A 12248-nucleotide genomic window follows, 5' to 3' on the forward strand; every position below is an offset into this window, starting at 1 on the left:
GCGGCAGCCGGCAGGCGCCTAGCCAGGGCCCTCGCTAGGGCCCTCGCCCGGCGGTTGCCACGTCCCACCAGCCCGGCAACAGCGCCAGCACCTCGGGCCGCGCGAAGCGGTCGTCGATCAGGTGGACCACGCCGCGGTCCGCCTCGGTGCGGATGACGCGGCCCGCGGCCTGCACGACCTTCTGCAAGCCGGGATAGAGGTAGCCGTACTCGTAGCCGCTGCCGAACTCGGCTTCCATCCGTTGCCGGGTGAGTTCGTTGACCTCGTTGAACTGCGGCAGGCCGAGCGTGGCGATGAAGGCGCCGACCAGCCGGTCTCCGGGCAGGTCGACGCCTTCGGCGAACGCGCCGCCGAGCACGGCGAAGCCGAGCGCGCGGCCGCCCGGCTCGAAGGCACCGATGAATTCGGCCTGTGCCGCCTCGGTCATGGCGCGTGCCTGCCTGCGCACGGGGATATCGGGCCAGCCGAGCTCGAAGGCATCGGCCACCTGCCGCAGGTAATCGTGGCTGCTGAAGAACGCCAGGTAGTTGCCCGGGCGCGCGAGGTACTGCGCGGCCAGCAGTTCGGCGATGGGGCGCACCGAGCGCGCGCGGTCGCGGTAGCGCGTGGAGATGCCGCCGGCGATGTGCACGGCGAGCTGGCCGGCGCTGAACGGCGACTGCACTTCCAGCCATACCGTGTCGCGAGGCAGGCCCAGGGTGTCGCAGACAAAGCGTGCGGGATAGAGCGTGGCCGAGAACAGGGTGGCGGAGCGCGCCGCGGCGAAGCGCGGCGCGAGGAAGGGCGCGGGGATGATGTTGCGCACCGCCAGGCGCGCCCTGGCGGGGCGGGCCTTCGCGATGCCGGCGGGCGCGCCGGCGTCGTCCCTGCTGATGTCGAACACGGAATGCTTGTCGAGCGATCCGGCCAGGCGGGAGAAATGCAGCGCATCGAAATAGAAGCGCTGCAGCGCCGGGGTGACGCTGGCGGGCGCATCGGTGAGCTGGTCCAGGATCGCGGCGGCGGCGCGCTCGAGCGCGGCCATGAATGCCGGCGGGATTTCCGCATAGGCGGCGTAGGCGCCCTCCTGGTCCTTTGCCAGCCGGCTCCATTGCGTGCCCAGCCGGCGCAGCGCGCCCGCCAGCGGTTTCGGCGCGCCTTGGCGCAGCTCCGGCAGCACAGCCGGGTCGAGTTCGGCCGAGTACATCTTGCGCGCACGCTCGAGCAGGTTGTGGGCCTCGTCCACCAGCACCGCCACGCGCCAGTCGCCGGCGGCGGCCATGCCATGCAGCATGGCGCCGCGGTCGAAGTAGTAGTTGTAGTCGCCCACCACCAGGTCGGACCAGCGTGCCATCTCCTGGCCGAGGTAGTAGGGGCAGATGCCGTGCGCCAGCGCGACCTGGCGCAACGCGGCGCGGTCCAGACGGGTTTGCGCGGCGGCCTGCTCGCGCGCGGCCGGCAGGCGGTCGTAGAAGCCGCGCGCGAGCGGGCAGGCTTCACCGTGGCAGGCCTGGCCCGGATGCTCGCAGGACTTGTCGCGCGCGGCGAGTTCCAGCACGCGCAGGGGCAGGCCGGGGTTCGCGGCGCGCAGTCCCTGCGCGGCATCGAGCGCCATCTGGCGGCCGGTGGTCTTGGCGGTGAGGTAGAACACCTTGTCGAGCTGGCCCTGCGGCGCCGCTTTCAGGGTGGAGAAGAGGGTGCCGCCGGTCTTGCCGATGCCGGTGGGCGCCTGTGCCAGCAGGCAGCGGCCCGAGCGGCCGGCGCGATAGACCGCCTCGGCCAGCTCGCGCTGCCCGCGCCGGAAGGCGGCGTGCGGGAATGCCATGGCGGCCAGCGCGGTGTCGCGCGCCGCGCGGTGGTCGGCTTCCTGCGCGGCCCATTTGACGAAGCGCTCGCACTTGTCTTCGAAGAAGGCCTGCAGCTCGGCTGCATCGCGGTCTTCGCTGAACACCGACTCGCGCTGGCTCGTCATCTCGAAATACACCACGGCCACGCGCATGGCCGGCAGGCCGAGCCTGCAGCACATCAGCCATGCGTAGATCCTGGCCTGCGCCAGGTGCAGCTGCCGGTGGTTCTCCGGCAGCGCGGCCCAGTCGCCGCGCACGGTCTTGATTTCCTCGAGCTGGTTGGCGTGCGCGTCGTAGCCATCGGCACGGCCGCGCACCAGCAGGCCCTTGTACTCGCCCTGCAAGGGGATTTCCGCCTGGTAGCCGGCGCCGCGGCGTGCCTGCACCAGGGTGTGCGCGGCCTGGCCTTCGGCCGCCGTGGGCGAGGGCGTGAAGCGGATGTCGAGATCGCCTTGCTTGGCGGTGAACTCGCACAGGGCACGCACGGCGATGGCATAGGTCATCGGCGTGGCAGGCGCGGCGGGGCGCACTTATGGACGGAGATCACGGCGGTACGGGCATGGCAGAGGGGGACTGTATGAATATACAGTATCGCCCTTCGCTGCCGCCAGCCCGGCATGTCGTCCTCGCGTCCAGGACCCGTGGCATGCGCCATGTGGCCTGGCTGGCATCGCCGCCGCGCAGGACTGCCATGCATGCGGATCTGCGGGGGCTGCGCGAAGGGGCGCCCGATATCCGCGTGCGGCCTGCCGACGCGGCAGGCCGCACGGGTACGGCGCGCATCGTAGAATTGCACTGTTACCATGCCGGCGGCCGCGCGCGCCGCCGCGCATTCGCCAGCGCCGGGCCGCTGCTACGCGGCGGCGCAAGGACCAACGAGATGACCGAAAACTTCCTGAATATCTATTCCCACGGCTTTGCGCGCGTGGCGGTGGGCGTGCCCGTCTGCCGCGTGGCCGACCCCGCCTTCAACGCTGCCGGGACGATCGCCCTGGCCCGCCAGGCCGCGGGCCAGGGCGCGGCGCTGGTGGCCTTCCCCGAACTGGGGCTGTCCGCGTACACCTGCGACGACCTGTTCCACCAGCGCGCCTTGCTCGATGCCTGCGAGGCGGCGCTCGGCGAGATCGTCGAGGCCTCGCGCACCCTGGCCACCACGCTGGTGGTGGGGCTGCCGCTGCGGGTCGAGCACCTGCTGTTCAACTGCGCCGCGGTGGTGGCCGGCGGGCGCATCCTCGGCGTGGTGCCCAAGACCTACCTGCCGAACTACTGGGAATTCTACGAGGCGCGGCAATTCAGTTCGGCGGACAACGCCACGGCCAGCGAGGTGACCTTGCTGGGCAGGAAGGTGCCGTTCGGCGCAGGCCTGCTGTTCGAAGCCGAGGACATCGGCGGGTTCCGCTTCCACGTGGAAATCTGCGAGGACGTGTGGGTGCCGGTGCCCCCTTCGTCGTTCGCGGCGCTGGCCGGCGCGACCGTGCTGGTCAACCTGTCGGCATCCAATATCGTGGTGGGCAAGTCGGGCTATCGCCACCAGCTGGTCAGCCAGCAGTCGGCGCGCTGTCTCTCCGCCTATCTCTACAGCTCGGCGGGCAAGGGCGAATCGTCCACCGACCTGGCCTGGGACGGGCAGGCGCTGATCTACGAGAACGGCGAGTTGCTGGCGGAGTCCGAGCGCTTCGCCGACGATTCGCACCTCACCTTCGCGGATGTCGATCTCGAGCGCCTGTCGCGCGAGCGCATGCACCAGACCACCTTCGGCCATTCGGTGCGGCGCCATGCCGGCGAGGTGGAGAAATTCCGGGTCATCGGCTATGCGGTCGGCATCGGCGCGCAGGACGCGCTGCCGCTGCGCCGCAAGCTCGAGCGCTTTCCCTATGTGCCGTCCGACGCGCGGCGGCGCGACGAGCGCTGCCACGAGGTCTACAACATCCAGGTGCAGGCGTTGGCCCAGCGCTTGTCCGCCAGCGGCATCAGCAAGGTGGTGATCGGCGTATCCGGCGGGCTCGATTCGACCCATGCGCTGCTGGTCTGCGCCAAGGCGATGGACCGGCTCAAGCTGCCGCGCACCAATATCATCGGCATCACCATGCCAGGCTTCGCCACCAGCGACCGCACACTGGTGCAGGCCAGGAAGCTGATGGAGGTGGTGGGCTGCGTGTCGAAGGAAATCGACATCCGTCCAAGCTGCATCGAGATGCTCAAGGACCTCGGCCACCCCTACGCGGCGGGCGAGCCGGTGTACGACGTGACCTTCGAGAACGTGCAGGCCGGCGAGCGCACCAACCACCTGTTCCGCTTCGCCAATCACAACCAGGCCATCGTGATCGGCACCGGCGACCTGAGCGAACTCGCGCTGGGCTGGTGCACCTACGGCGTGGGCGATCATATGTCGCACTACAACGTAAACGGCAGCGTGCCGAAGACGCTGATCTCGCACCTGGTGCGCTGGGTGGCGGAGACCGGGCAGATCGGCGATGCCGGTTCCGGTGTGCTGATCGACGTGCTCGAGACCGAGATCAGTCCGGAGCTGGTGCCGGGCGCTTCGGCCAATGCGCCGCAGCAGAAGACCGAGCATTTCATCGGCCCGTACGAGTTGCAGGATTTCAACCTGTACTACACGCTGCGCTTCGGCTTCACGCCGAGCAAGATCGCCTTCCTGGCGCTCAGCGCCTGGGGCGACCGCGACCAGGGTAACTGGCCGGAGGGCCAGCACGTGGCCCGCAACGAGTACACGGTGGCGGACATCAAGCGCAACCTGCGCATCTTCCTCGACCGCTTCTTCCGCACCAGCCAGTTCAAGCGCTCCTGCGTGCCGAACGGGCCCAAGGTGGGCTCCGGCGGTTCGCTCTCGCCGCGCGGCGACTGGCGCGCGCCGAGCGATTCCGAATCCGTGGTGTGGCTCAGGGACCTGGACAAGGTGCCGGATTCGGTCTGACGCACGGGCGGGGCGCTATGGCCTGGCGGCGAGGACCATGTCCGCGCAGTTGCCGGACTCGTCGAGGATCAGCCTGACCGCGTGCCGCGCCGCCAGCACGGCCCCGGCTTGCGCCGCTTCTTCGCGCGTGTCGTATTGCAGAATCGCGGTGGCTGCGCCTGCCACCTTGAGCACCCAGCCGGTCTGCGTGGGCAGCACTATGAAATCCCGGAGCATTGCCTGGCCTCTGCATGCCCTTTGCGGGCGAGTCCGTCATGCATGAAGCCTAGGCGGGCCAGGCCTGCGCTGAAATCCGGCGGCGTCCTACATGACGTGGATTTCGTCCGATGCCCGCGCCTGGCGGCCGCGCAAATCGATGCGCGACCAGGCACGGGCGTCAGGCTGCCGCTGCATGATGCGGGTCTCGGACCCGTGGTTCCGCTCCGTGCCTCATCGCTGCGCCATCGCGCTCGCTATTCGCTGTTCGCTATTCCGCCTGCCTGGTCAGCGATGCCGAGCTTGCCATGGCCTGCGGCACCGCCTCGCGCATGGTTTCGACGAAGCGGCGCAGCTTGGCCGGATAGAAGCGCGCATACGGATAGATCAGCTGCAAGGGCAGCGGGGGAGGCTGCCATTGCGGCACAAGGTGGAGCAGGCGGCCCCGGGCGATATCGTCCGCCATCATCCACGCCGAGCCCATGCAGACGCCAAGGCCCGTCACCGCGGCGTTGCGCAGCGCATAGAGGCTGTCGGTGCTTACGCGAGGGCGGAACGACAGCCGCCGGGTCTCGCCGGTGCTCACGTGGGTGAGCGACACCTCGGTGCGATAGAAGGTGCGGATCGACAGCCACGGCAGCGCGGCCAGCGTGTCCGGTTGCGTTGGCGGCGCGGCACCCGCCAGCACGGATGGCGCCGCGACCACGATGCGCGGCACCTCCGCCAGCCGGATCGCCACCAGGGACGGGTCGCCGACCTCGCCCACATGGATGGCGCAGTCGATGCCGTCGGCGATGAAGTCGGGGGTGCGGTCGTGCAGCAGCCATTCCACGTTCACGCGCGGGTGGCGTCCCAGGTACTGCGCGAGCGGGCCCACCAGCTGTTCCTGGCCGAAGGCATGGGGCACCACCACGCGCAGCGTGCCCTCCGGCTCGTCACGCGCGCCGCGCAGGTCCGCCTCGAACGCCTCCCAGCCGGCTACCAGTTCCTTGGCGCGGTCATAGCAGCGCACGCCGTCCTCGGTCAGCTTCATCGCATGCGTGGAGCGGTGCAGCAGGCGCACGCCGAGCGAGCGCTCCAGCACCTGCAGGCGGCGGCTCACGGTGGGCTGCGTGGTGCCCATCTGCGCGGCGGCGGCGGAAAGGCTGCCGGCCTCCACGATGCGCACGAAGGTCTGCATCAGTTCGATGCGGTCCATGGCGGCCGCGGGCGTGGCAGCGCGGGGAGATGCGGGCAGGGCGGCTTTTGTCATACGCGAAGCGTATATCAGTTGTGCGGAGGGCGGTACTACCGCGGGACACGCCGCAACGGCAAACTCGGGTCTCGATTTCAAGTCAAGGGTAAACACCATGTCCTCCACGCAAGCCATGCCCGCAAGCGCCACCAGCCGCGCGGCAGACGGCGCCGCCCCCCATCAAACGAGCGATACGCCACAACTTCCGGCCAGGCTGATCCTGCTGCTTGCGGCGGGCGCCGGGCTGGCGGTGGCATCGCTCTATTACAGCCAGCCCATGCTGGGGGTCCTGAGCGGCGATATCGGCGCGTCCGATTCCATGGTGGGCCTGGTGCCTACGCTGACCCAGCTGGGCTATGCACTGGGGATCCTGCTGCTGGCCCCGCTGGGGGACCGCTACGACCGCCGGCGCATCATCCTGGCCAAGGCGGCGGTGCTCAGCGCCGCGTTGCTGGTCAGCGGCGCGGCCTCGGGCATCTGGCTGCTGCTGGCGGCCAGCCTGGCGACGGGCCTGGCCGCAACCATGGCGCAGGACATCGTGCCGGCCGCCGCCACGCTCGCGCCCGAATCGCATCGCGGCAAGGTGGTCGGCACCGTGATGACTGGGCTGCTGCTGGGCATCCTGCTGTCGCGCGTGGCCAGCGGTTTCGTGGCGGAGCATTTCGGCTGGCGCATCATGTTCGTGATGGCGGCGGCGAGCATTGCGGTGATCGGCGCCGTGGCCTGGCGCGCCCTGCCGCGTTTCAAGCCCACCACGCACCTGTCGTACCGCGCGCTGCTGGGCTCGCTGGGCAAGCTGTGGCGCAAGCACGGCGCATTGCGCCGGGCGGCGCTGGCGCAGGGGCTGCTATCCGTGGGTTTCAGCGCGTTCTGGTCCACGCTGGCGGTCATGCTGCACGGCGCGCCGTTCCACCTGGGCAGCGCCGCGGCCGGCTCGTTCGGCCTGGCCGGCGCGGCCGGGGCGCTTGCCGCGCCGCTGGCCGGGCGCCTGGCTGACCGCAAGGGGCCGGAACTGGTGACGCGCCTGGGCGCCGTGCTGACCGCGGTGTCCTTCGCCGGGATGCTGTTCTCGCCCCTGCTGGCGCCGCATGCGCGGCTCTGGCTGATCGCAGTCAGCGCGCTGGGCTTCGACCTCGGCGTGCAGGTGACGCTGGTTGCGCACCAGACCATCGTCTACAGCATCGAGCCGGGCGCGCGCAGCCGTCTCAATGCGGTGCTGTTCGGGGGGATGTTCGTCGGGATGGCTACCGGCGCCGCGCTGGGCAGCATGCTGCTCGCGCATTGGGGATGGATGGCCGTCACGGCCCTGTCCACAGCCACCGCGGGCGCCGCGCTGGCCGTGCGGCTGTGGCCCGGAGCGCGGCTGGCGGAGTGATCGCCTGCCGGCGCCTGGCGCCTGCAGCCAGATGACGGCGAGGGAAAGGCTCAAGCCGGGGCGAACGCCTCCTGGTAGTCCTGATAGTCCTGGTAGTCCTGGTAGAGCAGGCACTGGTCGCAGATGCGGCCGTCCATCTCATGGATCAGCAATTCCACGTGCTCGCGGCGCGCGTCCCGCGTGCCAGCGCGGATGGCGGCTTCCTGCGTGTCGTGGTGGGAATTCGCGTAGCGGGCGCCGTCGTGGATCACGTCCCAGCCATCGCCGTAGGGCCTGACATGAAGGTAGTGCGTTGACATTGCGTCTCCCGGAAACCGCGATGGCTCCATTTTGCGCAGGTGCCGCGGCTTTGCCATCGGTGCTTGTCTGACACGACGCGGCATGCGTCGCGATGCCGGCAGCGCCCGCGGCGTCTGGCGAGGGGCATGCGCCGGCCGGGCGCTCGCCCGGCGACCGAACTGGGGACTTCGGACGTCGAAGGCGCTGCGCGCCGCTCTCGCTGGCGCGCAGCGAGGATCAGCGTGTCGAGGCTTTCGCGGGTGGCCAGTCGTCGCCGATAGTCCTCGCCATTGAGGTCGGGTCCGCCGTTTCCACGCCATTTTTCTGCCAGGCCCGCGCCGGCACGTCTTCTTGTATCGCCTTGTATCGCCTTGTATCTACCGGGCCGACAGACAAACAAGGTTTCAATTTCTCTCGCTTGCGGAAACAGGGCGGATACACGCCCGCCGTCAAATTGCACGTGCCCCGGCACGCGCGCACGGCATGGCTCGCGCCTGCCTGGCCGCCGCGTGGCCGGCGGGCAGGAACAGGGCGGGCATGCACCGCCGCGGCCATCCGGAGCCGGATGGCCGCGATTCCTGCCGGCGATTCCTATCGCCTTTTCCCGAAATGAAGAGCCACAGACGACAATTGGAAATCCGATGAAGAAGACACTCGCGGTAGTCGCCGCATCCGCGGTAGCCAGCGCCGCATACGCCGAATCCGGCGTCACCCTGTACGGTGTCGCCGATGCCGGTATCGAGTACAACAGCCACGCAGGACGCGCGGGAGACAGTCTCTGGCGGCTGAGTTCCGGGAACCAGTCGGGATCGCGCTGGGGCGTGCGCGGCGCGGAGGATCTGGGCAGCGGGCTGAAGGCAGTCTTCGTGCTGGAGAGCGGCTTCGACCTGGATACCGGCAACGGGGGCCAGGGCGGCCGCCTGTTCGGCCGCAATGCCTACGTCGGCACCGAAAGCCGGTATGGCTCGCTGCTGCTGGGCCGGCAGCAGACGGCATTGCGCGACTTCGGCAACCTCTATGACCCGGCATCATTGGCCGACCACTACGGCATCCTGGGGATCGCGCCCGAGTTCGGCGCGCGCGCGGACAATGCCGTGAAGTATGTCGGCCGGTTCGGGGGGCTGACCGCCTCCGCCTTGTATTCGTTCCAGTCCAATGGCAGCGAGGTGGGCGGCAGCGCCGTATTCGGACGCGATTACGGCGCCTACCTCAGCTATGCCGAGGGCCCCGTTTCCGTGGGCGTGGCCTATGACGACGCGCATGTGGGCACCCCGGGCAATCAGGCGCCGGTCCTGCGGCGCTATGCGGTGGCCGGTACGTACGCGGCGGGCCCCGCCAAGGTCTTCGCGGGGTATCGCCTCGCCAAGGCATTCAATGGTGCCACCCTGCCCGGCGCGCAAGCGGCCAATGCCGGCTCGAGCTTCTACTGGCTCGGCCTGGGGTACAAGCTGACGCCGGCATTCTCGGTGACCGGCGCGGCCTATTACCAGGATTTCCGCCAGACCGGATCGGACCCGTGGCAGTTCGTGGTGACGGGCGACTACGCATTCAGCAAGCGTACCGACCTCTACGCGTCGGTGTCGTATGCCCTCAACAAGGACAAATCGTACCTGGGCGTCAACGGCTACAACAGCGGCTCCGGCGCGACGGCGGTCTATAACGTGCAGCCCGGCATGAGCCAGCTGGGCGCCGTGGTCGGGGTGCGCCACCGGTTCTAGGGCCTTGGCCTTCGGGGCACGGCGGGAGTCTCTGCCGCGCGGCAGAGATGGTGCCCTGGCGGGAAGCCGCCGGCTGGCGGGCCTCCCCATGCGTGGCTATCGTCGAGCGCGCCCCGGGACCATGGCACGGCCATCACGGCCTCCTGTTGCCGCAGCACTGCCACCGCAGAGCGCCTTTTCGACGGACATCGCAGGCTCCGTTATCGAGGCGGGATGCACAGGCGCCGGACAGCGGCGCCCGGGAACGCCTTAGTGACCGGCGCTCTGGCCGCCGTCGAGTCGTCCGGCAAGAATGGCGTCACGGAAACGCGCGGTCCCGCCCTCACGCTCCGCCTGCTGCACTTCTCTTCCGCACGCCCCTTCTGCGTTGCTCGTCGGGCAACGAAACGTAAGCATAGTTGCTCTTGCTGGATCAACCCGGCCTTGCCAATATGGATGGACCCGAAGGGCCCAGAAGAACATTGATGATTGGAGACAGGCATGCAAGCAATTCAGACCGCGAATGGACGGGACGATGTCGTGGCCCTCTACGACAAGCTCAACTGGCGATTGCTGCCATTTCTGCTGATCTGTTACCTCTTCGCCTACCTTGATCGCGTCAATGTCGGCTTTGCCAAGCTGGAGATGCAGAGTGCCCTGGGCTTTTCCGATGCCGCCTACGGGGTTGGCGCCGGCATCTTCTTCCTGGGCTATGTGCTGTTCGAACTGCCCAGCAACCTGATGTTGCCGAGAGTCGGGGCAAGGAAGACGTTCAGCCGCATTCTGATCCTGTGGGGTATCACTTCGGCGTGCATGCTTTTCGTACGCAACGTGCCGATGTTCTATGCCATGCGTTTCCTGCTTGGCGTTTTCGAGGCGGGTTTCGCGCCCGGCATGATCTATTACCTGTCTTGCTGGTACGGCCCGGCGCGCATGGCCCGTGCCATCGCGATCGTATTTCTCGCGGGTCCGATCGGCGGCATTGTCGGCGGGCCGGTCTCGGCGTGGTTGATGACCACGCTCTCCGGTAGTGGCGCTCTCGCCGGCTGGCAGTGGATGTTCCTGATCGAGGGACTGCCATGCATACTGCTCGGCATACTGGCGCTCTTCCTTCTGTCGAATCGACCCGCGGATGCCGCCTGGCTGAGCGCAGACGAGAAGCGCATGCTCGCGGCCGAACTCGGGACGTCGGCGGCACGAGGCCATTCCTTCAAGGCGGTTGCGCGGGACCCGAGAGTCTACATGCTTGCGTTCGCGTACTTCTGCATCATTGCGGCCATCTACGCCATCAGCTTCTGGCTGCCGACGATGCTGAAAGCGCAGGGCATCAACGATACGATTCAACTCGGCTGGTATTCGTCCATCCCCTATGTGGGGGCCGCCCTCGGGATGTATTTCATCGGCCGCCGGTCGGACAGATACGGCGAGCGGCGTTATCACAGCGCGGTGCCGGCAATCCTCGCCGCGATACTGCTCGCTTCGTCGATCTTGTCGGACGGCAATCTGCTGGTGACTCTTGTTCTGCTGACACTCGCCACGACCATGCTGTTCATGGCGTACACGGTGTTCTGGGCCATTCCCGCCGAGTACATCAAGGGTGACGCAGCAGCGGGCGGTATCGCCCTCATCAATACCATTGGATTGTCCGGTGGCTTCTGGGGGCCAGCGATCATCGGATGGACCAAGACAGCGACCGGCAACATGCATCTCGGCCTGCTGGTCCTGGCGTGCATGTCCATGATCGGCTCGATCCTGCTCGTCGCCAACCGGCTGCCAAAAAGGCAGTGAACCGTTCACTGCCGCCGGAAAACCAATGCGCCGCGTTTCAGTGGGAACCGGCTGAACAGAGGACTTCAAATGCTTTTACACTTATCCACCTGGGCTGAAATAGGGCAATTTCTGGAGCGCAGCCGCACAATCGTGGTGCCGATCGGTTCGAACGAGCAGCACGGCCCCACCGGCCTCCTGGGTACCGACTGGCTGTGCCCGGAGATCATCGCGCACGAAGCCCAGAAGACCGCCGATATCCTGATCGCCCCCACCTTCAATATCGGCATGGCCCAGCATCATCTGGGCTTTCCCGGCACCATTTCGCTTCGCCCTTCGACCTTTATCGCCGCCATTGGCGACTGGACGCGCTCACTGGCCGTCCATGGATTCGAGAGAATCCTGTTTCTCAACGGCCACGGCGGCAACATCGCGTCGATTGAAGCGGCCTTCTCCGAGATCTACGCCGAGGCCAGCTTCGCCAGGCGCCGATCGGGGGTCGCGCTGAAGCTGTGCAATTGGTGGGACCTGGATGGCGTCAGCGAGCTGGCGCGCGAGCAATTTCCAACCGGTCATGGCATCCACGCCACGCCTTCCGAGATTGCAGTCACGCAATGGGCTTTTCCCGACACCATCAAATCGGCCAGCTACACGCCGCAGATTGCCGCCTCGGGCCCGATCCGCGAGGCGCTCGACTTTCGCGCGCGCTACCCGGACGGACGAATGGGTTCCGACCCTGCTCAGGCGACGCCGGAAAAAGGCGCTGAACTGGTGAAGATGGCGGCGGCGAGCCTGGCAAGGGAGCTGGATGCCTTTAGCCGTGAGCCGCTACCGGACTGACTCGTCACGACGACAAGGCATCCTGGCGCGTTGCGCGGGGATGCCGGCTTTACCGATATCCGTTTCCGTGGCGAGCGCACCCGCATGTTCCTGACGGTTG

Annotated in this window: 9 protein-coding genes; 5 read left to right on the forward strand and 4 right to left on the reverse strand. The window is 67.9% G+C overall.

All coding sequences use genetic code 11. From position 1 onward, the window contains the following. Positions 1–34: 34 nt before the first annotated feature. A complete protein-coding gene (locus AB4Z48_RS02175; RefSeq protein WP_441612187.1) occupies positions 35–2329 on the reverse strand; it encodes a helicase C-terminal domain-containing protein in 2295 nt (764 codons plus the stop codon). A gap of 377 nt (positions 2330–2706) precedes the next feature. Here AB4Z48_RS02175 and AB4Z48_RS02180 point away from each other — a divergent pair, with 377 nt between their 5' ends. Next, on the forward strand, positions 2707–4761 hold the full coding sequence (locus tag AB4Z48_RS02180; protein WP_441612188.1) for an NAD(+) synthase: 2055 nt from the start codon (positions 2707–2709) through the stop codon (positions 4759–4761). Between the two features lie 15 nt (positions 4762–4776). Here the strand turns inward: AB4Z48_RS02180 and AB4Z48_RS02185 are convergent, their stop codons facing one another. Continuing rightward, a complete protein-coding gene (locus AB4Z48_RS02185) occupies positions 4777–4977 on the reverse strand; it encodes a DUF2188 domain-containing protein (RefSeq protein ID WP_441612189.1) in 201 nt (66 codons plus the stop codon). Positions 4978–5227: 250 nt separating this feature from the next. Next, complete coding sequence (locus tag AB4Z48_RS02190; protein ID WP_441612190.1) at positions 5228–6208, reverse strand: LysR substrate-binding domain-containing protein; 981 nt, start codon at positions 6206–6208, stop codon at positions 5228–5230. A gap of 97 nt (positions 6209–6305) precedes the next feature. On the opposite strand from AB4Z48_RS02190, the gene AB4Z48_RS02195 reads away from it, so the two are divergent. Then, positions 6306–7565, forward strand: a complete 1260-nt coding sequence (locus AB4Z48_RS02195; protein ID WP_441612192.1) for an MFS transporter — start codon at positions 6306–6308, stop codon at positions 7563–7565. 50 nt (positions 7566–7615) lie between these two features. On the opposite strand, the gene AB4Z48_RS02200 is transcribed toward AB4Z48_RS02195, so the two are convergent. Continuing rightward, entirely contained in the window at positions 7616–7864 is a 249-nt protein-coding gene (locus AB4Z48_RS02200; RefSeq protein WP_441612193.1) for a DUF2188 domain-containing protein, read from the reverse strand. A 621-nt stretch (positions 7865–8485) separates the two neighbouring features. Between AB4Z48_RS02200 and AB4Z48_RS02205 the strand changes: the two genes are divergently transcribed. The 3 genes from AB4Z48_RS02205 (at position 8486) to AB4Z48_RS02215 (ending at position 12148) form a co-directional block, all read left to right on the forward strand. Beyond that, a complete protein-coding gene (locus AB4Z48_RS02205; RefSeq protein ID WP_441612194.1) occupies positions 8486–9562 on the forward strand; it encodes a porin in 1077 nt (358 codons plus the stop codon). Positions 9563–10042: 480 nt separating this feature from the next. After that, positions 10043–11329, forward strand: coding sequence for an MFS transporter (locus tag AB4Z48_RS02210; protein ID WP_441612195.1), 1287 nt, complete (start codon positions 10043–10045; stop codon positions 11327–11329). A 69-nt stretch (positions 11330–11398) separates the two neighbouring features. Further along, entirely contained in the window at positions 11399–12148 is a 750-nt protein-coding gene (locus tag AB4Z48_RS02215; RefSeq protein WP_441612196.1) for a creatininase family protein, read from the forward strand. Positions 12149–12248: the final 100 nt, after the last annotated feature.

The sequence above is a fragment of the Cupriavidus sp. 2TAF22 genome (assembly GCF_052115045.1).
Classification (GTDB): Bacteria; Pseudomonadota; Gammaproteobacteria; order Burkholderiales; family Burkholderiaceae; genus Cupriavidus.